We start from the raw sequence: 22,835 nt of genomic DNA on the forward strand, positions 1-22,835 counted from the left end.
ACTTCAGGTCGCACGGACATGTCTAAGTTCGACCAATGTGCGTTGGATTCAATGGCAACCTTCAAAGCGAGTGCGAAATCTGGCGATCTTGTTCCGAGTATGGCTCACGGCCTAGCGACAACAAGCTACGCTCAAGGTGCGATTTACGACGTGGTAACCAACTTCTTCAACGAAAAAGATGCCGATCCAAAACAAGCGGCGGCTAAGTTAGCGAAAGCTGTGAAAGCGGCTATCTAATATAACTTGATAAGCGACACACAACGCACGTGAGTGACGGGTTGTGTTGCTTTACCAAACCCCCAGGGTGGGTAGGCTCGTAGGGAGCCTATCTACTCTTCACTCCCAATTCTGATATGCGTGATGCTGATGTGGTGCCGAAAGGTAAGCCATTGGCTCGATTGTGCAACAAGGATAAGTTATGGAGCATGTTTTGACTGAGTCGACTCCAAAACCCACAAGGAGCCAGCCTGCACCGAAACCGAGTTTTGCTGACAGGTTACAACATTGGTTACCTAAAATTGTACTGGCGCCGACTGCGTTAGTGACCGTGGTGTGTATCTACGGCTACATTTTTTGGACGGCAGCGCTGTCGTTCACCAACTCTCGATTTCTGCCGAGCTTTAATTTCGTTGGTTTAACCCAATATGAAAAGCTGATGGATAACGATCGTTGGATCACCTCAATCACTAACCTCGGTGTGTTTGGCTTTCTATTCATGGCGATAGCTATCTTGCTTGGTGTTGGTTTAGCGGTATTGCTTGACCAGAACATCCGTCAAGAAGGAGCGATTCGTACTATCTATCTCTACCCAATGGCGTTGTCATTCATCGTGACAGGTACGGCGTGGAAATGGATTCTCAATACAGGTCTTGGTATTGAAAAGCTGATGCAAGATTGGGGATTCAGTGACTTCAAATTTGATTGGCTAGTCGACTCTGAAATGTCGGTCTATACCTTGGTTATCGCAGCACTTTGGCAGTCGTCAGGCTTCGTGATGGCGATGTTCTTAGCCGGCCTTCGTGGCATTGATTCTTCAATCATCAAAGCGGCTCAAATTGATGGGGCAAGCTTACCCACTATTTATCTGAAAATCATTCTACCTTGCTTGCGCCCTGTGGTTTTCAGCGCGGTGATCATCACCTCACACATTGCGATTAAGAGTTTCGACCTTGTGACCGCGATGACCGCGGGTGGCCCAGGTTATTCATCGGATCTTCCTGCGCTATTCATGTACGCACACTCATTTACGCGTGGACAAATCGGCCTTGGTGCTGCCAGTGCCATGATGATGCTTGCTGGTATCTTAGCGATTCTCGTGCCTTATCTTTACTCTGAACTTAGGGAGAAAAAGTCATGATGAATAACATCAATTTTGCTCGAATCTTTATTTATTCAGCACTGCTTTTCTTCTGCTTGGTGTATCTAATGCCATTGTTTGTCATGGCGCTGACCTCATTCAAAACTCTGCCAGACATCAAGGCAGGTAACTTGATGAGCTTACCGAAAGAGTGGGTGTTTGATGCTTGGTATAAAGCGTGGGACACCGCCTGTACGGGCGTGAAATGTGAAGGCATCAAAGGCTACTTCTGGAACTCGTTCCAAATGGTGATTCCTGCGGTTGCGATTTCAACATTGCTCGGTGCATTCAATGGTTATGTAGTGACGAAATGGCAATTACGAGGCTCGAATCTGTTCTTCAGCTTACTGTTGTTTGGTTGCTTCATTCCGTTCCAAGTGGTGCTACTACCAATGGCAACCATGCTCGGCAAGATGGGGCTAGCGAACACAACCATCGGCTTGGTGATTGTGCACGTTATCTACGGCATGGCGTTTACAACTCTGTTTTTCCGTAACTTCTACATCTCGATTCCGGATGAATTGATCAAAGCAGCAAAACTGGATGGTGCAGGCTTCTTTACCATTTTCTTCAAGATCTTATTACCGATCTCTACGCCTATCATCATGGTGACGGTGATCTGGCAGTTCACCGCAATCTGGAACGATTTCTTGTTCGGGGTGGTGTATTCCGGCTCAGAGACTCAGCCAATCACCGTAGCATTAAATAACTTAGTCAACACCAGCACGGGCGTTAAAGAATACAACGTTGATATGGCTGCCGCGATCATCGCCGCGCTGCCAACGCTGTTGGTGTATGTCTTCGCAGGAAAATATTTTGTTCGTGGCCTAACGGCAGGATCAGTAAAAGGATAATTACCCATGGCAACATTAGATTTAAAACAGATCCGTAAAACCTATCGCAACGCGGACAACGAAACGTTAAAGGGCATCGACATCAGTATCGATTCGGGGGAGTTCTTGATACTTGTCGGCCCTTCGGGGTGTGGAAAATCCACCCTAATGAACACCATTGCTGGGCTAGAAAATATTAGCTCGGGTGAAATCGTGATTGATGGTGTTGACGTGGCCCAGGTTGAACCTAAAGACCGCGACATCGCGATGGTATTCCAGTCGTACGCACTTTACCCAAACATGACGGTACGCGGCAATATCGCCTTCGGCTTGAAGATCCGCAAGATGCCACAAGACGAAATCGACGCAGAAGTGAATCGCGTCGCTGAAATGCTACAAATCGAACAACTGCTTGATCGTAAACCATCGCAGCTATCTGGTGGTCAGCGTCAACGTGTCGCTATGGGGCGCGCTTTGGCGCGTCGTCCTAAGCTGTATCTGTTCGATGAGCCGCTTTCTAACTTGGATGCCAAGCTACGTGTCGAGATGCGACACCAGATCAAACGTCTGCACCAAAAGCTGAACACCACCATTGTCTACGTGACCCATGACCAAATCGAGGCGATGACCTTGGCTGACCGTATTGCGGTGATGAAAGATGGTGAACTGCAGCAACTCGGTACGCCGCAAGAGATCTACACCAAGCCAAATAACATGTTCGTGGCGGGCTTTATGGGTTCACCATCTATGAACTTCATTAAGACCATGGTGGATTTGGATGATGAGCAGAATCCGATCATCAAAGTAACGGGTACAGCTGAGCAAGAGCACCACATTCGATTACCACAAAGCATGCGTGAGCAAGATGGCAAAGAAGTGGTGATTGGCCTGCGCCCTGAACATATTACCGAGCAGGAAAGTGAAGATGTGTCGGCAACGACCAAGCTAGACTTGCAGTTAGAAGTGCTAGAACCAACAGGGCCAGATACGATTGCGATGGTGAAAGTGAACGACCAAGAAGTGGCATGTCGCTTGTCGCCAGAATTTGAAGTGTCAGTTGGGCAAATGGCGCCGCTGCATTTTGACTTATCAAAGGCGGTATTCTTTGATGCTCAGACTGAAGCGAGAATTGATTTTTAGTTTTTGAGACAGTAGCTCAATGAGAGTCTAAGCTTAAGCAAAGGCAGTATCACTAATTACTAATAAGTAACGTGATGCTGTCTTTTTTGTTGTTTTAGCCTGTTTTATTTCCTCACGAAAACAGAGGGATAAACGAGATAAATGGATTAACTGCAATAATATCGCCAAATAGCCTCCGTTAGCTCTATAAAGCTGACCGAGAACAGCGTAGGATCGCGCTACTTTAGACCAAATACTAGGTTGCACATTAGTGCATAAACAGAAGAATACATGAAACTAACAGCAAAACCCTCAGCTAGTAACGCTTTACTTATTTCTATTACGACACCGGACTTCAAAGGTGACGAAGCAAAAGAGTCTCTTGCCGAACTTGCTCGCTTAGTAACAACCCTAGGGTTTAAAGTGGTCGGTACACAATCACAGCACCACAGTTCAACACAACGACAAAACGTGTTGGGCGCAGGTAAGCTTGCAGAAATTGCACACCTCACCGGTTACCAAGGTTCGATTGAAGAAGCAGAAGATGAAGATTTTATCGATGAATCTTTTGATTTTCGCGCTAGTATCGATGAATTAGATTTTGATGATCTTCCATCTGAAGATGTGGAGTTTGGTACTGCTGATGTTGTGGTATTTGACTGTGATTTGAGCCCTTCTCAACTGCGCAATGTTGAGGCTCACTTAGGTGTCGAAGTGTTTGACCGCACCGGTATCATCATCGAAATTTTCAGTCGCCACGCTCGCACTCGTACCGCACGTCTGCAAGTAGAAATTGCTCGCCTAAACTACTTAGTACCTCGACTTCGTGAAACAGCAGACGGTGACAAAGAACGTCAAATGGGTCAGGGTGCTGGTGAAACCTCACTAGAGCTTGACCGTCGTAAAGTACGTGACCAAATTGCTGCGCTTAAGCGTGAGCTGGTTAGCGTACAAGATGAAATGAAGAACCGACGCACACAGCGTTCGGAACTTTTCACTGTTGCTCTGGTTGGTTACACCAACGCGGGTAAATCTTCGATGATGCGTGCAATGACCGCAACCGAAGTGAGTGGTGAAGACAAGCTGTTCGCAACCCTAGATACCACGGTTCGTGCACTTCAGCCGATCACTCAGCCGCGTATCTTAGTGTCAGATACGGTGGGTTTCATCAAGAAGCTGCCACATGATCTGGTTGCTTCATTCCACTCAACGCTTGCAGAAGCACACGACGCGTCACTACTGCTTTATGTGGTTGATGCTTCTGACGTTTCATTCCGCGCACAGCTTGATGTGGTACACGAAGTATTAGCGCAAGTGGGCGTTGAAGGCAGCGAAAAACTATTGGTACTGAACAAGTGCGATAGATTGAGCGAAGAAGAACAGTTAGAGCTGATTGAAGAATTCCCAGATGCAATGCTGACCTCGACTCGTGACCCGCTCGATATCACCAAACTACACAAGTACATCGTGGGTGTGGCTGAACAAGGCATGATCGAAGAAGAGATCACGATTCCTTATTCTGGACAAGGCATTATCGGTGAGATTCGCTCAAACATGAGTGTGGTGAAGGAAGAATACGACTACGAATGCATCAAGCTTACTGTACGCTCAAGTGCAATTGATTTAGCGCGCTTGAAAAAGCGTATGCAGAAGTCTTAATTTTGTAGCGAGCCTGGCAAGAACAACCAAAAGAAAAGCGACCCGATAAGGTCGCTTTTTTGTTTCCTGTCGCTGAGTAATTAGTTACTCGTCAACCAGTCCATTTAGGTCATTTACGCCATTCTTTGAGTTGGCTTCCATCGTGCTAGTTCTGGATCAAGCTTGATGCCTTGCGAAGTCAGCAGGTTAACACGTGCTAAGTAAGCCGCACCGTGCATCAGGTGCTTAGCAAGGTCGACCGCATTACGCTGCTGGTAATCATCTAGGTAGCTGTCTTTTGCCCACGCGTTGAATGCGCCAAGTGCAGGGCCAGCCCATACTTGATAATCCATTTCACGACCTTGTTCGCCCGTGTTTGACCAGCGGCTAGAAAGCCCCAAGTACCAGCGGAAAATCAACGCCATTTTACGCTTCGGGTTGCCTTCAGCGCGTTCGATCTGTTTAGGGTCGCGCTCGTTAAAGTGAGCAACAGTACCTGCCCAGATGTCATCCAATGTTGAACGGAATACCTGCTTCTCTAGCTTTTGACGTTCTTCAACTGGAATCGCTTCAATGGAGTCGTAGCGTGTGTAGATCTCGTAAAGCTTGTTTGCACGCATTGGGAACAAGGTACCGCGCTTAACCACTTGCAGCTTCACGCCCATTTCGAACATGTCTGCTGCCGGAGCCATAGTCACGTCAGCCATTTCAGTTGTCGAAAGCAGCTTACGTGTGTGTTCGCTCGCGCCAGCTTCAACACAGGCTTGGTTAATAGAACCAGTAACAATGTATGCCGCGCCCATGTTAAACGTTGCTAGAGCTGCGTCAGGCGTGCCGACGCCACCACCACAACCAACACGCAGCGGTGTTTTGAATTGGTACTGAGCTTGGATCTGTTCTTTCAACGCAAGAATCGTTGGTAACAGGGTAACTAGAGGGCGGTTATCGGTGTGACCACCAGAATCCGCTTCTGCAGTAATGTCATCCGCCATTGGAACCAACTGTGCTAGCTCCATCTGTTCTGCTGTGATTCGACCTCCATCAACCAAAGCTTGCAGCATTTTCACAGGAGCAGGTTGCATGAACTTACTTGCAACTTCAGTACGGCTTACCTTAGCAATAACCTTGTTACTAATCTGAATCTCACCTTGTGCATCGCGGCTAAGGCCAGCTGCACGGTAGTGAATGATTTGCGGTGTTAAACCTAAGAAGGCTGAAGCCTCAACGGTTTTCACTTTGTGCTTCAAAAACAGCTCAACACTGCCGCGCTCTAGTGCGGGTTCGCTTGGGCTGTGAATCAGGTTAAACGCGTAAGGGCCGTTTGGCAGTGCTGCTTGAATGCGGTTAATCGCTTGCTCAACACGAGACGGGATTAAACCCGCTGCGCCAAATGAACAAAGAATGCCAGCCTGACCAAGCGCAATCACTAACTCTTCAGATGAAATGCCGTTTGCCATTGCGCCTGCGTAGTACGCGTATTTCACACCGTGGCAGCGACGAAAATCTTCGTCGCCTAGGCTTTGTGTACCAAGAGCTGGAGCAAAGGCGCTAACAGGTTGGTTGTTCGCTGAACTTGCTGAATCGCCCGATGTAATTTCCGCTTGTTGGCTAACACCTAACCCTTTTTCTGGGTGGTTCACGACGTAACAAGCAAGGCTTAAGTCTTTTAATATTGTCGACATTGCCGCGTTATCAAAGCGAGTTGTGCTCTCTTCGATCTGCCAAGGCCACGGAGATAGCTTTTCGTTATTGATAGTGGTTTGAGTTGTCATAATTATTTCATTCCTAGAACCGTGTCAGGCTTATGCTTCTTCGATACAAATTGCGATGTCTTTCACTTCGTAAATACGCAGACCATCTTTGCTCAGGTTTGCGTCGCCAACGATGATGCGTTTGCCATCTTCGTCTTTAATCGCAGTGATGTGTACATCCAGAGACATCTGTTTGTTCAAAGGGTTGATCTGACCACGGTATTTCCATTTCACTTCCGATTGGATCTGACCAAACTTCGGATTGCGGAAGCCAGCACCAAGGTCTTTGTTTAGCGCGTAGGTTTGCATCAGTTCGATGATCGCTTCGACACCTAGAGAACCTGGCATTACTGGATCTTGATGGAAGTGGAACTGGAAGAACCAATCGCTTGGGTCAATCGTACGCTCAGCGTATAAGTAACCTAGACCGTCTTTACCACCATCGCTGGTGATCTGCACAGTATCGATAAAGTTCAAGCGACCGCCAGCCAGTTGGTAATGCTCTTGCACTTCACCAGTAGCAGAAACAGGTGCATTGAAGTAACGAGTCGTTTTGTCTAGCAGGTTGATGTTTACATCCGGCGTGCGGTTGTTATCAACGTGCCAAGGATGAGTCACCTTACCGTTATCCAAACCTAGTTGGTCTTTCAGAGCAGCGCCTTTGAAGTAACCAAATACCGCTGTACCTTCGTAGAAAGGCACGCCGTCAGTGCTCAGTTCGAAGCTAAAGCTCTGTACGATGTTAGTGCCCATCATTACGGTTGAAAGCAGGCGAGAATCATTGGTGATCGTTTTGCCACGCAAGTCGACGTTACGCAGCATTTTGCCGCTGCCGTCTAGGTTACGGAAAAACAGTTCTTCACCTGGGAAGCCCAGAGTGGTGCCCATGTAGCCAGAGATGAAGCCGTTTGGCTGCAGTGAAATCTCCATCAATACCGAATAAGGCATCAATGTGTGGTGGCTGTTCTCATCAAAGTACCATGCATTTTCTGGCACTTCGTATTCTGCGATACACGATGAAGGCTTCTTGAAGTCGCCACGCTTGCCATCAATCTCTACGACACGAGTGGTTAGCTGTAGATCGCCACACGGAGTACGTGGTGGGATCATTCCACGGTAGATTGAGAAGTCAGGGCCGAAACATTTCTCGATATCGCCCGTTGCGAATTCGAACATGTGGTAAGGCGTGAACGGAACCGTATCGGGTGTGCGATTTGGGTAATCTGGCGTAACCGGCGCTTCAACGTGTTGAAGTGGAATCACACCTTTGTTTGGTGCAGTTTCTAGGTCTTCAATTTGAGCCATCAATGGCGCATTGGCTGAAGCTTGTTGGTTCACTGCTGGCGTATGGCCCAAGCTTTCATTGTCCAAGTTTTCGATAACAGGGGTCGCGACAGCTGTTTCTAAAGAGGGCAGGTAACGAGTACATTCGTCGTCTTCTTTGATCATCACACCTAAGTTTTGGAAATCAACAATCACTTTGCCGTTGAGCAAGATATCGATGTTGGCTTTCGCGTATGGACGAGGGCTTAGACCAATCTCAGTCACTTCCATGCGGTAAGTCAGTTCTGCCGATTGTGGTAGAACTTGACCACGACAGCGTACTTGTTGAGGGGCATTTTCAAGCGGTTGGAAACGCCCATTTTGAACAAGCGTGTGCATGCCAAGGTGCATCATGAAGAACTGAAGCAGTTGACCACAACCTTCTGCCATCAAAGAACCAGCCATTACTGAGTCATCTTTGAAGTGACAAGGGAAGTACCAGTGCTCAGGCTCTAGCTGCTTGTGACCTTCAATCAGACCAAGTCCCCACGTGCCGCCTTGCGGTTCAACACGGCTAACCTTTTCGATCATCATGAACTTCTCTGAGCTGAAGCACAAAGAAGGCTGGTGGCGATTAGATTGGTGAGTTGGGCCAAAACACTCTGCAATGTTAGCAGTCAGTAGATGACGTAATTCTTGGTGGTTAAACTGGGTTTTAGGGCAGTGCAACATAGGGTCGAAGCGTTGCTTAGTTGCAAGCTTACGAGCCTTGATTTCATCTTCAGTGTGAATCACGCCCTTGCCATCGGCTAGCTCTTCATCAGTGAAGAAGCCCGCACAGCCGTTATTCATTTTCAGGATCATCTTGTCGCCAACGAAACATTCGTACGAGAAGAAGAACAGTAGCGTGTCGCCATTGCGAGCAAAGCTGTTGATTGAGATGTCGTAACGCAGCGTATCGCCACCACGAGGCAAGTCGCCAAGGAAGGTCAGTGTACAATCAAGCAGGCGATAAACACGCTTGCCTTTGTTTTCGAAATCAATGCCTAAGTAGCTGATCAGCATTAGGTCACACTGACCAGATTCTACCGCTACAGCCCAAGGGATTTGACCATCAACAAGATACGGCGCATCAACTGGGATGTCGTACTCTGTGGTCATGGTGCTTGGCTTGTATTCGTTCACTGTCGCGTTGAGCTTGGTTACACGAGATACCAATAGGTAGTCTGTGGTTGGTAGGCGAACGCGGCGCGAGTAGCTATCGATGATCGCGTAGTCAGGGCCAAATACATTGGCAATATCGCCTTCCGCGTATTCAACCAGATCATCGTAATCCCAAATGCAAGGCTTACGGATAGGTTTTACTGGTGCTGGTGTCGCAAGTACATTTACTGGCTCTGACTGAACTTGAGCTGGTTGAGCTTGCACAGGCTGAGTTGATGTTTCGGCTGAGCTATCTAAACCAGACGTAATTGCGTTTAACTGTGCTTTTAATAGCGCATCAGCCATCTGCATGCCTTGGGCTCGAGTGTGCAGGAATGCTTTGTGTACCTGTTGAGCTGCTTGCTGATTTTGAGCAAAAGCTTGGTTGTGTGGTGTTACAGACGGCTGTGATGCTGCATCCGTATTAGCGTCGATATTTGATACGCCATTTTTAGCGGATAGGACATGAGTCATATTGCTGTGGTTACCTGTTAGCTGACTGTGGCGAGTTGGCGCCAGAGTAGGGGATACTGATGTAGGAGTTTCGATGACTGGCTCTACCGCGTTCTGCGCTAATGCCTTCTTCTCTAACTCTTTTTGCGCAAGGGCTGCTTTGATGTTTGCTGTCGTTGGAATCGACGCCACTTTTGCTGCTTGTTTGCCAGAAGCTTTCTGCTGAATCGTTGCCAAGTTAGTCACTGGGGTTTGGGCAATATGTTGATAGATATCGCGACCACCAAGAGTCACTTGCTTAACCAATTGACGTTTAGCATCGCTCGCCAGTTCATTGCTTAAACGAACGGAAAGTGACTGAGATTCAACACTCGACTGGCTTAGTAGCAGCTGTGAACATTGTCCTTCGCTGATGTTGGCAACAATCGCGCTCTTAGAGCTGATATTTGGATTCAGAGACTCAAGGTTCAGGTTGAGGAGACCGTGTAGCAGGCTTGCCATGCCAGAAGCTGCAGAGCAGTGACCAACACGTTGGCTCGCTTGAGTGGTCTTGGTAACTTCTAAGTTGAGAGATACAAGCTCGTGTGACAAAGACTCAGGTGCATGGTTAAGCTCAAGCAGAGAAACATCGTTTGAGCTCATACCGACTTGAGTCAGTAACTCATCAACAACGGCGTTGTTACGCTCGCTTGAGCCAAAGGCCAAGGCGTTAATGCTGCCGTAAGCTGTGTCTTGGTTGCTCGCTACTCGACCTTCTTCCACAAGAACAATTGCACCTGCGCCTTCGCCCACATTCCAACTGCCGTCTTGCGGTTGTCCGAATTTTGGATCAAGCGACACTGGGCTCACGCTGTTCTTCAGAATCACATGTTCCGCACTGCCGCTTAGGTCGACGGCTGCAATCACGACTGCATCCATGGATTCTTGCGACATCAGGTTTTGCGCGACATCGACACAACGAGCAACTGACTGTTCAGCGGCTGAAATCGTAAAGGCAGGGCCATTAAAGTCCCATAATGAAGAGATGCGCGAAGCCATGATATTGCCGATGAAACTGGTGTATTGGTTCAGTTTGGCTGCGTCCATCACACTGTCCATCGCGATGGTTTCTAGCAATTGGTATTCGTCTTGTGTTAGCTCAATACCCATGTTGGCAAAGCTGTCAGCCAATTGGCTATGCAGGTTTACGCGTCCACGGAATTGGTGCATCTCAAGCTCAGTTTCCATCGCTACCAGTACTGCAACCTTTTGGCCTGCCACAAGCTTGGCATCTTTGATCGCTTCGTCTGCAACTTTCATCAGTAGCAACTGCTGAGAGATCAAACGGTCATCTTCATTCGGCGGTACTTTGAAGCGTAGGAAATCGAGGTCGAATTGATCGATGTAAGCCCCGTTCGGAATGCCGTGTAAACCAAACTGATTCAGCAGTTCTGGATGTTGGTCTAAACCTTTCCAGCGCTTCTTAGGCAAAGCAATGAAAGCATCGTTGTTGGTTTCAATCGCAGTGCTCAGCGCGTTGATGCTTTGCAGAGAACCGAAGTGAGACGCTAGGCCAGTAATGCTTAAATTAGACGGCTGTAGGCTTGGAGATGCCGACTCTAGAGTCTGGTTTACATGACTCTTATCTGAGTACGCTTCAAGCAGTAAGTGTGCGTTACAACCACCGAAACCAAATACAGAAACACCCGAACAGCGCTCTGAGTTGCCCGCTTTACTTGGCCAAGGTTGAACTTGCGTTGGTAGCGTCTGTGAGCCAAATAAACCTTCTGGCGACGATAGCGGCTTGTCCAAATTAATACTTGGCGGAAGAACACCTTCTTTCATCGCAAAAATCATCTTCATGATCCCCGGCATACCCGCCGCAGTCAGTAAGTGACCGAGGTTGGACTTCGCAGAGCCAATCAATGGCGGGTTAGAACCATTCAGTTTGTCAGCAAAGAAACGTTCCATTGAGGTTAGCTCAACCTTGTCACCTAACGGTGTGCCGGTTGCGTGACACTCAATTACTTCGATGCTGTCTGGTGTTAGGTTAGAAGCTTCGTAAGCGCGTTCAAAGGCTTGGACTTGTCCTTTGCTATTTGGGCTTAATACGAACTGACCACGGCCATCGTTCGACAAGCCGATTCCACTGACGACTGCGTAGATGTTGTCGCCATCACGCTCTGCATCAGCCAAACGTTTTAGGACTAAAACACCGGCACCTTCGCCAGCAAATAGACCTTTACTGTTGCTATCAAACGGAACCGACACACTGTGGTCAGGGTAAGCGTGGAAGATGGAAAAACCCATGTTGATAAAGAATGGGTCAGCACCGGATACTGCGCCCGCCAACATCATGTCGGCTTTGCCCGTGTTCAAGTAATCACACGCTAACTTCAATGAATACACGGAACTTGCACATGCGGCATCTAGGCTAAGTTGGACGTTGCCTAAACCCAATGCATCAGCCACTAACTTAGAGGCGTTGTGTGCTGCCGCACCGTTGATCGGGTTGAGGTCTTGCACGGTTTCATTGGTTGGCAGCAGTGAAAACTGGTCATTAGCCAATTTAGCTTGTAGTGCTTTCTCGACCACCGAGTGATACATCGGCAGAAACAGATCGTTTGAGCGTGTGGTTGGGAACGAAAGGGCACCCATGATCACGCCTGTGCGCTCTAAAACATCGGCATTCAGATCAATGCCAGCGTCGACTAAAGCCTTACGACTGGTGTCCAAAGCCCATAGGAAACTTTGGTCAACACCGTTGAATGACTCAGCTGTTAAGCGGTAGCCATTGCTGTCGAAATTGAAGTTTTCGATGTAGCCGCCTTTATCACAGTAAAAGCGGTCTGATTCGCCTTGCACGCCCTGATAGCTTTCAGGTTTAGCACCTAACTTTTCAGCGCTTAATGTGGTGCGAGAATCTTTTTTATCTAGCAAGTTTTGCCAAAAGTCTTTTGGCGTATCCGCTTCTGGATACTGGTTAGCAATACCAACAATCGCGATCTTATTGCACTTCACTTGCTGCTTATTCTTAGTTTGAGCCTGATACTGGTTCGATTGAGAACTCATACTAGCTCTCCTTGATGATTCACTGCGCTGCCTTGAGGCACACCACGTAATTGCTTAGCGGCGGTGATCTGTTGTTCTAGCCCTTGAATAAGTGGCTCGACAGACAGTGGAATTTGATGAGTAATGAGCTGGCCAATACACTTGATGAGCGTGACAATATCGTCACCACCCTTGGCATTGGAAGCGATTGTGCAGTACTGGTCGGCTACGTTGTCGCTACGATTGATCTTGTCGATCAACGTGCTGGTTTGACGATCGGCACCTACTTCGACAAACAGACGAGCACCTTGCTGACGCACACTCTGGATCAACGCGGTGAAATCCAGCGTCGAACAGAAAGTATCGGCAATTGAAAGGGCGATGCTGTCGCTGTCGATATTGATTGGTGCGCCCGTCGTTAGACCTGCTGCGCTGATAAAGCGGATATGCTTTGGCAATTCGTCGAACAGTGGTTGCGTGTAAAACTTACGCACTTGGCTATGTTGGCTCAATGCTGGTGTGGTGTGCATTGCGGTAACACGATTCGCGGCAATGCCACGTTTACCCAGTTTTTTGAGCAATGCACGACATGTGCTTTCACAACCTGCCAGTACGCAAGTGTCACCTTGGATGATAGCGAGATAAGCGCGTGGAAACTCTGGTAACAGAGCCTCAATCGCTTGCGCATCACTGCGAACCACAAAGCTGTTCCATTGGATGCTTTCGTCGCCGTTCAGCTGCCAATCTTGACGCACTGCAGTGAGTTCGCCAGAAATTGCCGTGGTGAAAATAGGGCTAGTTTGAGTCATCTCAATCAGCGCATGTGGGTTTTTCCAAACATTTAAGCTGGCCCACATGGAAGCCTCACCCTTGGAGTAACCCAAAGCGAAGTCTGGCTGCACTTTGAATTCATCACACAGCAGTTGTGTTAACAGATAACTACTGCCCACACCGGCAATTGCCAGTTCACTGAGCGACATTTCTTGCGCGTCTTCAGCATAGGTTTTGTCAGCCTGCAGCATCTCTTTCAAGTTACCTTCACGTTCTAAACGAGCAAATAACTGTGGGAAATGGTGGTGAAATTCACGCAACATACCGGGATAAACCGTGCCAACACCAGGGTAAACAAATGCAACACCACCTTTGCTTTGAGGCATCGGTGAGAAACAACTGCCTGCTGGCGTTTTGTAGTGGCTATTGTCAGCCATTACTTTTGGCAACGTATTTTCTAGCGCAGTGATTTCTTGTAGTGCAGCCTCAATTGAAGCCGCCTGAATCACGATGTTCGCGCTAAGGCCAGCATTGTGCTGAACGCTTTGAAAGTGGTTTAGGTTTGAATGCATCAAGCTGGCGATAGCAAGTTCGCTGTCCGCCGAATCGCTAACGCATTTAAGCTCTTCTCTTAACGAGGTTAACTGAGAAACTAATTCAGCTTGGTCATTGCCAGAAACCACAAACATCAAACGCTCGCTAGATAGCAATGGCTTTGGCTCGTGCAAACCGGTCGCTTGAGTCAATATCAGGCTGGTGGCTTTTGGGCTATCGTCACTGAAAGTTAACGCAGCAACACGTGCTTTGTTTGGCTCAGTGAACCAGTAATGGTTAGGTAATGAATGGCTCGGTAATGAACGGCTCGATATCGCATTAACTATATTCAACAATTCATCAAACTGCTGCGAAGCCGATAAGTCAGAGTGTTGCTGTTGATGACTTAAATCTGAAGCGGGGCGGCGTGCAATATCCAGAGCTAGCTGAATGCTATTTCCGGTAGCTGTATCTACAAAGCTCGCCAAATTCGCGTGTGGGTGAATCTTATTCTGAGCAGCATTCAGCGCACTTAACATCAACAATGATGGTGAGTGATGATCCAAACAGAGCTTAACGACATTACCTTGATTGACTGTCTCGATGGCGTGAGCAAGTGCTTGATTAAAATTGCCATCAACCACAACAGTTATCATCTCTGGGAACGAGGGAAATAAGTCGGCAGAAAGCTCAGCCGCGTTTGCTGGCTGAGCTAAAAGAGCGATGCGCAATGGCATCGCTTTATTAGTAGGAACAGTCACTATGACAATTGCTCCTTTTCTGGGTTCTTAGTCGCTTCTTTCTTCGGCACTGCTGAGCTAGATTTTGGCAAAAATGCGTCATTTAAGCTCTTGCTGATGGTGACTTTGGCACCTTTCATTACTGCGCTTAAACGACCATCTTGGTGGTAAAGCGAGATATCAGCTTGCAGTGAACGAGTCGTGCTTTTTATCACGCTCAGTTCTAGCCAACCTTGGTCACCATTGTGCATCGGTGCGTAACACACAAACTCACCGATTGCAGACGGTAGGCTTGCCGCGCCGTATTTCAATCGAGCCCATACCAACATTGCTTGCAACAGATAATCTTCAGCAAATGGTTGGCTATCGCCAAAGCCTTGCTTAGGAATAAATGATCCGCAGTCGCTGTTTTCAATCTGAGGCAACTGGCACTGAGCCAATAAGCCTAAGTCGTCAAAGCGCTCAACTGAGGTAATACCTTGCAATCTTGGTCCATGAAACAGAGTGCCGTCACTGTATAGAGCTTGTGCCGTTGTTACAGGTGCTGAAGTGCTGGCTTCAAAGCGTTTTGTCGACGCTTGTTGAACATCTTCAGACATTTGCACAGAGGCAACTTGCAACTGAGCTTGATACTGTGGTCGTCCTTGGCAGCTGATTACTGCTTTTAGCTGATCTTTTGATTTAGCATCAGAGGAAAGAACCAGTTTCAGCTCTTTCACTTCATCAGTATCAAAAATCACACCTTTCAGCAGTTTGTAGTTGTGAACGCTAACGTTCACCCCTAACAGTTGCTCTGCGACTTCACGCATCCATTGGATGGCACACACTGTCGGTAACACTGGGTTACCGGCAATGCAGTGATCTTGAATGAAAGGCAATGCCTTTGGATCAAGATGACGTGTCACAGTAATGCTTGTATTCAGCGGACTCTCTGCAAGGTGCACAGACTCCGCATTAAGCTTTTTTACAGCAGCTTCCTTGTTGTCAGAACCTTGCATGCTCGTACCAACCAGCAGTTGAATGCCAGTTTCGTTCAGTAGTTGAGAACTAAATAGCTCTGCACCCGCCTGAAGAGGAATTACGTACACACCGCGCTCTGTAAACATACGTTTCAGTGCTGCGTTGACCATGCCACCGTCCCACGGTCCCCAGTTGAAGCTCATCACTTTCGCTTGAGGGTTACGAGCAGACAGCTGTAGAGCCGCTTTGTTCAGGATCTCGTTGGACATTGAGTAATCGCTTTGGCCTGTGTTTCCGTAGAAACCCGCCGCCGAAGAGAACATCGCAATCAGTTTTAGCTTGCTGCTATCAAGACCACCAAGAACCGCTTCTAGTCCGCCCACTTTGGTGCCGTAAACCATGTTCAGTTCATCAAGCGTTTTGTCTTGAATATGCTTGTCAGCCAGTACACCTGCACCGTGGATAAGACCTGTGATGCCTTCGAAGTTTGCCAGTGTTTTTGCTACTGACTCATGGTTCGATACATCTAGGCTTAGGTATTCAGCGCTCGCGCCGATCTCATTGAAAGCGGCAAGTGCTGCGTTGATTTCAAGGCTGCTCAATACAGGTTTTAGCAAGGCATCTACTTTCTTCGGCGTTGGTTTGTCACCTGTTGCTTGTAGGTGAGCGATAGCCGCTGGTTTTAGCTCTTTCTCTTGCTTACCTTGTGCCCACTGAGGTAGCTCAACTGAAGTAATATGCTTACTACGACCTGCAAGAACGAAATGAGATTTACATTGCTTAGCAAGCGTCAGTGCACATTCAAACGTCACGCCTTTAGCGCCACCAGTTACGAGAACTTTGTCGCTCTTGGTGAGTTGAGCGCCTGTGTTTTTAGTTTGTGCAGCGCCTGGTGTTGTCGCAATCAGTGTTGCACGACCAGATTCACCGTTTTCCGTATGGCTAAGGCCGATTTCAACCGTGTTGGTATCGATATCGAACAGTTCACCTGTGATAGCTTCAGCTAGGTGACGAGCATCAATAGAAGCGTCAGCATCCAATGCACGGCAGAATACGTTTGACCATTCATGGCTCAGTGTCTTAGTTAGACCAGATAGAGCCGCTTGGTTAAGTTCTGCATTCGCTAATTGCTTAGTATCTAGGTAACCAAAGCCACCATCGATACGGCTTAGTGTGAAGAACACGCTACGACCAGAAACGGCATTCAGTTGGCCATTTAGGTGCTTGGCGAATAAGAACGCTGTCGTCAGTGAAGCTCTTGAGTCTGCATTCAAGTTAACCGCTTGCTCGTTGCTTTGTTTAGCATCAACGATAGCTTGTAGGTGAATGAAGCCAGCAATCACTTTGTTCGACGTTTTAAGGTCTGCTTCGATGTCGTTAATAACTGCAGTCACACCAGCATCATCGACGCTGTTGAGTGTGTAGCTTGCGATTTCACTGTTTAAAGGTGACGCGGTAGAAAGAGCACTACGCACTACAGCAACTTGAATGCCGTTAGCGGTCAACTTTTCTGCTAGAACACCGGCGTTGTGACCATCATCTGTGATCACGACACAAGCGTCTTTTGAGAAACAATCGACGAGTTTATCTGCCGCTGGTAGCTTTTTTAGCGCTACCTCATTGTGTGGAGGAAGTTCCGCTGTCGCTGTTTCTGCGATAGGCGTTACTGATTCAGCTTTAGCAGTCGCTACAGGTGCAGCAACGGATAGCTTGCTTTGCATGTAGGTAACGATTTCACCAAGAGTACGACACTCAGCTAAGTCTTCAGGGTTTAGCTCTGGCAGCGTTGGTAGCTGGTCTTGAACCGTACCCAAGATCTCAACGCGTTTAATCGAATCGATACCAAGGTCAGCTTCCATGTCCATCGCTAGGTCGAGCATTTCTGCTGGGTAGCCTGTTTTGTCGGCAACCACTTCCATCATAGTTGATTGAACGTGAGCAGGGTTTAGGTCGTTGCTCGTGCTTTCTACAGCGGCTTCTGGAGCAGGAGCTACTGTCGCTGCTTCCGAATTCGGAGCTAGCTTGCTGTTCATGTAGTCTACAATTTCACCCAGAGTACGACACTCAGCTAGGTCTTCAGGGTTTAGCTCTGGCAAGGTTGGTAGTTGGTCTTGAACCGTACCAAGGATCTCAACACGTTTGATTGAGTCGATGCCAAGGTCAGCTTCCATGTCCATTGCTAGGTCGAGCATTTCTGTTGGGTAGCCCGTTTTATCCGCTACTACGCTCAGCATTGTGCTTTGAACTTGTTCTGCGTTTAAACCGTTTGATATTGCTGATACTTGAGCCGCTACTGGAGCAGAAGCAGGAAGCTTGCTGTTCATGTAGGCTACGATTTCGCCTAGAGTGCGACATTCAGCCAAGTCTTCAGGGTTTAGCTCTGGAAGAGTCGGTAGTTCGTCTTGAACCGTACCTAGAATTTCAACACGCTTGATTGAGTCGATACCAAGGTCAGCTTCCATGTCCATTGCTAGGTCTAGCATTTCAGTCGGGTAGCCCGTCTTTTCTGCTACCACTTCTAGCATCGTCTTCTGAACGACAGCGGCATCTAAACCGCTAGCTGCTTGAACTGAAGTTGCTGCAGTTTGAGCGACTACAGGAGCAGAAGCCGGAAGCTTGCTGTTCATGTAAGCAACGATTTCGCCAAGAGTACGACACTCAGCTAAGTCTTCAGGGTTTAGCTCTGGAAGAGTAGGCAGTTCATCTTGAACCGTACCAAGAATCTCAACACGTTTAATTGAATCGATACCAAGGTCTGCTTCCATATCCATTTCTAGATCAAGCATTTCCGTTGGGTAACCTGTCTTCTCAGCAACTACTTCTAGCATGGTTTGTTGAACGACTTTTGCATCAAGACCGTTAGCTGTTTGAACAGGAGCGGTTGCGCTTGGCTGTCCTGCAACAGGCGCAGATGCAGGCATCTTGCTGTTCATGTAAGTAACGATTTCACCAAGAGTACGACACTCAGCTAGATCTTCAGGGTTCAGCTCAGGTAGGTTTGGCATTTCGTCTTGAACGGTACCAAGGATCTCTACGCGCTTGATTGAGTCGATACCAAGGTCTGCTTCCATGTCCATTTCTAGATCAAGCATTTCCGTTGGGTAACCGGTTTTCTCAGCGACCACTTCTAGCATCACTTTTTCAGCATCGGCTGATTGTACTGCTACTGGAGCAGCCACAGGAGCTGGTTGCGCTTTAACTGGCACAGGCTGAGCTGCAACAGGTGCTGCCGCTTGAGCCGCTACTTGTGGGGCAGGAGCGGCTTTCTGTACCGGAGCTTGTTGAGCTGCTGTCTTTTGAAGCGGTGCAGCTTGAACCGGCGCAGCTTGAACAGGAGCAGCTTGCACTTGAACTACAGGCTGTTGAACGATAGCTGCTGAAGTAGCTTGAATCGCTGGCTTAGCATTTACAGAAGCAACGAAGGTTGGTTGTGCCGTTTGTACTGAACCTTGCGTCAGCATATTAAGTGCTGAATTGTTGCTGTGTGCTTGCATCTCTAGGTAATGAGCGTGAGCTTTTAGCGTTTCAGCTTGGTGCTGGTGGAACATCTCCATAGAACGCTGTAGGTTCTCAGGAATTGCTACGCCTGCTGTTGCCATTTTCGCTTGCTCAGACATTAGGGTGTTGAATGTGTCACCGTATTGCTGAGGAATCGCCAAGAATTGCTGATGTACTTCTGCTGCTTGTTGTTGAGCATTGAAGAACGATTGCCGTGAAGACTCATCAACGGTTACTGAAGCTGCAGGCTGACTAGTCGCTGGGGCTGTTTGAACCACTTGTGGCTGTTGAGCTGCTGTTACTACTTGTGCACTTGGTGCTGGAGCAGCTGACTGTTGTACATTTGAAGCTTGAGGAGCAGCCACAGGTACTTCAACGATTTCTGTTTTAATCACTTCTTTTTCCACGATTTTCTCGACTTCAACTTTCACTTCAACAATCTCAGTCTTTTCGGTGACGTTGCCCGAAGCCAATGATTGATCCATTTTCTTACGAGTAGCAGGGCTGATGTAGTTGGTTGCATTCAGCTTGATGTTCATTGGTGATGCCTTCGCAGGTTCAGCAATGTCAGCTTGGTAAGGGTCAATGTTGTCTAATGAAACACCTGCTACGCAAAGTTGAACCGCAGCTAAACGAAGCTGTTGGTCACTGTCGCCTTTAGGGCTTGGGTTGATGCTGATTGCGTAAAGTTCTTCGTTCTTATCAGCCAGTGTTTTTTCAACCAGCTTTTGAAGAATGTTCTTTGGACCGAACTCAACGAATACACGCGCGCCTGCTTCATACATCGCTTCAATTTGCTCGCTGAAACGAACCGATTGCAGCATGTGCTGTTTGAATGCTTTCTTGATTGCTTTAGCGTCTTTGCTGTGCAGTTTGCCCGTTGCGTTTGAGTAAAGCGGCAGCGTTGGAGCGCTGAATGAAGCTTTATCAATTGCAGCAGCAAATGGTTTTTGAGCGTGAGCAACAAGCTGTGTGTGGAAAGCACCAGACACTGGCAGAGTAATCGCTTTGAAGCCTTGTTCAGTTAGCGCTTGTGCTGCTTGTTGAACCGTCGCAGTTGGACCTGCAATAACCAGTTGAGTCGGAGCGTTGTAGTTGGCAATACTCACGCCTTCAAATTGGCTGATGCAGCTTTCAACGGCTGGAAGCTTGTCTGCGTCTAAGATGACCGCAAACATAGTACCGCTGTCGCCTTGTTCAGTTGTCGCAGCCATCGCATCGCCACGAGCGAAAGCTAGCTGGTAGTAATCGTCCTGCGAGATAACACCCGAAGCACATAGTGCGCTTAGTTCACCAAAGCTGTGGCCTGCGACCATGTCTGCTCTGAAGCCAGCTTGAGTCATGATGTCGAACTGACCCATAGATACAGTACCAATTGCACTTTGCGCATTGGCCGTGTTGGTTAACACAGCTTCTTGAGCTTTGGTTGCTTCTGGTGTGAAGGTTGGAATTGGGAACAGAATTTGGGACAGAGCCGTTTTCTTGTGCTGACCAAATACTTGATCCGCTTGAGCAAGCTGTTGGCGCATCTCTGGGTAATGACAAGCAAGCTCCCGACCCATGTTTAGATATTGCGAACCTTGACCTGCAAATAGCGCTGCTACTTTACCAGTGCCGTTTTCAGCAATTAGTGCCGACTCACGGTAGCTAGTACCGTTTGGCATCTGCCAATGTGTTTTGGTTTGGCTCTCAAGCATAGAAACCGCTTGAGTCAGTTGAGCTTGAAGGTCTGCTTGGTCAGTTACAACTAAACCAATACGAGCATGCTTAGCGTTAACTTCGCGTAGAGCGTGTTGCTCAGCAAGCGCTTCTAATTTGAACGCAGCATCGGTAACTTGAGTAGAAACCTGCTTCAATTCATTGATCAATGCTTGACGAGATTCTGCGCTGAATAACAGAGTTTGCGGCACTTGGCGTTGACGGTATTTGTCACCGCGAGCGTGCTCTGGCGTGTACTCTTCCAATACAACGTGGAAGTTAGTGCTACCAAAACCAAATGAGCTAATACCTGCACGGCGTGGTGTGCCGTCGACATGTTTCATCCAAGGACGAGTTTGTGTGTTTAGGTAGAACGGTGAATTCTCGATATCAAGTTTAGGATTTGGAGCCGATACGTTGATCGTTGGCGGCAGTACCTTATGGTGCAGTGCCAGTGCAGCTTTGATTAAACCTGCGGTACCCGCAGTTGATTTGGTGTGGCCAATCTGAGATTTCACAGAGCCTAACGCAATGTGTTGCTTCTCCTCATTGTTCTCGCTGAATACTGAGTTTAAGCCACCAAATTCAGCAACATCACCCGCTGCTGTACCTGTGCCGTGCGCTTCTAAAAGGCCAAGTGTATGCGGTGCGAAACCTGCATCATCGTAAGCTCGTTTCAGTGCTTTTGCTTGTCCTTCAGGGCGAGGTGCGTAAATACTCTTGAACTTACCATCCGAAGAAGAACCCACCCCTTTAATCACTGAGTAGATTCTGTCGCCGTCGCGTTCAGCATCTTCAAGGCGCTTAAGAGCAACCATGCCGATGCCTTCACCAATCATCATGCCTTTTGAGTCGATGTCGAAAGGTTGAATGGTTTCATTAGTAGTGAATGCTGGAGTTTTAGAGAAGCTCATGTACATGGTTGGTGAGTTATCAGTACACACACCACCTGTGATCATCATTTCACTGCGGCCTTCAACCAGCTCACTAAGAGCCATGCGCATTGCGGCTAGAGAACCTGCACACGCAGCATCTACCACACAGTTGATGCCACCAAGGTCAAAGCGGTTAGCGATACGACCTGAAATTACGTTACCTAATGAACCAGGGAATGAGTTCTCTTCCCAGTGGATGTATTGGTCTTGGAATTTTTTGATCAGCATTTCGCTGTCTTCGTCGTTGATGCCACTGCTCTTGAAGACTTTTTTCAAAACAGGGTATTGAAGACGAGCATTCAAGCTTTGAGCGAGCTTCTGACCACCGCCTACACCGAGTGTAATACCGATCTTATCGCGATCGTAACCTTCAGGAAGTTTCGCATCTTCAAGTACTTCTTTTGCCACGATCAGAGATAGCAGCTGTGACGTATCAGTCAGTTCTAGGATATTTGGCGGAAGGCCGAATTCCATAGGGTTGAAGTCAACTTCTGGGATGAAGCCACCGCGCTTACAGTAAGATTTGTCTGGCGTAGTACGATCTGAATCGTAGTAATCTTCTGGGCGCCAGTGTGTATCAGGCACTTCGGTAATTGCATCGATCTTTTCGCTGATCAAATCCCAGAATTTGTTTAGGTAGCGAGAGTTCGCAAACATGCTTGCCATACCAACGATAGCAATAGGCATGTCTTTAAGACGTTTATTAAGTCGAGTGTCGTCGACTGATTCCGGTGTATTTTTTTCGGGTTGGCTCATTATGAGTCTCCACTTGAAATCACTGAGGGCGATGTCGTGTTTTGAGGCTGCGCTTTTAATTGAATCGAAAATAAATCTGAAACAGATTTGGGCAAACGCAGCTGAAGAGTAAGGCTGCCGAAAGTTGGCCACCTGACTGAAATAGGGGGTGCGAAGTTCATTGACTTGCAGACGTTGAGAACGTGTTTCATGCGTGAAGGGGGTATTCGAATGTGAGGTTAATGTCCATTTAAATCCTGTCCAAAGTACTGCTTTATGCAAAGCAGGTATCCGCAATAAAAACGTGTGAATTTGTT

8 protein-coding genes and 1 pseudogene are annotated in these 22,835 nt (G+C 47.9%); 5 read left to right on the top strand and 4 right to left on the bottom strand.

Annotated features, from left to right (window positions below):
• The 5 genes and pseudogenes from AB4209_RS19060 to hflX all read left to right on the top strand — a co-directional run.
• A pseudogene (locus tag AB4209_RS19060) lies at positions 1-237 on the top strand (sugar ABC transporter substrate-binding protein); the annotation flags it as partial.
• A 181-nt stretch (positions 238-418) separates the two neighbouring features.
• Positions 419-1,357, top strand: a complete 939-nt coding sequence (locus tag AB4209_RS19065) for a carbohydrate ABC transporter permease (RefSeq protein ID WP_372056924.1) — start codon at positions 419-421, stop codon at positions 1,355-1,357.
• A complete protein-coding gene (locus AB4209_RS19070) occupies positions 1,354-2,211 on the top strand; it encodes a carbohydrate ABC transporter permease (RefSeq protein WP_372056926.1) in 858 nt (285 codons plus the stop codon). Before AB4209_RS19065 ends, AB4209_RS19070 begins: the two co-directional genes overlap by 4 nt.
• A 6-nt stretch (positions 2,212-2,217) precedes the next feature.
• Positions 2,218-3,330 carry an ABC transporter ATP-binding protein gene (locus AB4209_RS19075; protein WP_017066148.1) on the top strand — a complete coding sequence of 371 codons (1,113 nt, stop codon included), beginning with the start codon at positions 2,218-2,220 and terminating at the stop codon, positions 3,328-3,330.
• 270 nt (positions 3,331-3,600) lie between these two features.
• Complete coding sequence (gene hflX / locus AB4209_RS19080; RefSeq protein ID WP_136974229.1) at positions 3,601-4,968, top strand: GTPase HflX; 1,368 nt, start codon at positions 3,601-3,603, stop codon at positions 4,966-4,968.
• Positions 4,969-5,081: 113 nt separating this feature from the next.
• Here hflX and pfaD read toward each other — a convergent pair whose 3' ends face one another.
• The 4 genes from pfaD to AB4209_RS19100 are packed head-to-tail and all read right to left on the bottom strand — an operon-like array spanning position 5,082 to position 22,539.
• Positions 5,082-6,719: an eicosapentaenoate synthase subunit PfaD gene (gene pfaD / locus AB4209_RS19085; protein WP_372056928.1), complete on the bottom strand. Its 1,638-nt coding sequence runs from the start codon at positions 6,717-6,719 to the stop codon at positions 5,082-5,084.
• 30 nt (positions 6,720-6,749) lie between these two features.
• Positions 6,750-12,668, bottom strand: a complete 5,919-nt coding sequence (locus AB4209_RS19090; RefSeq protein WP_372056930.1) for a beta-ketoacyl synthase N-terminal-like domain-containing protein — start codon at positions 12,666-12,668, stop codon at positions 6,750-6,752.
• A complete protein-coding gene (locus AB4209_RS19095; protein WP_372056932.1) occupies positions 12,665-14,713 on the bottom strand; it encodes a PfaB family protein in 2,049 nt (682 codons plus the stop codon). Before AB4209_RS19095 ends, AB4209_RS19090 begins: the two co-directional genes overlap by 4 nt.
• Entirely contained in the window at positions 14,713-22,539 is a 7,827-nt protein-coding gene (locus AB4209_RS19100; protein ID WP_372056934.1) for a phosphopantetheine-binding protein, read from the bottom strand. Before AB4209_RS19100 ends, AB4209_RS19095 begins: the two co-directional genes overlap by 1 nt.
• Between the last annotated feature and the right edge of the window lie 296 nt (positions 22,540-22,835).

This window comes from Vibrio sp. 10N.286.48.C11 (genome assembly GCF_041469805.1).
Lineage (GTDB): Bacteria > Pseudomonadota > Gammaproteobacteria > Enterobacterales > Vibrionaceae > Vibrio > Vibrio crassostreae_C.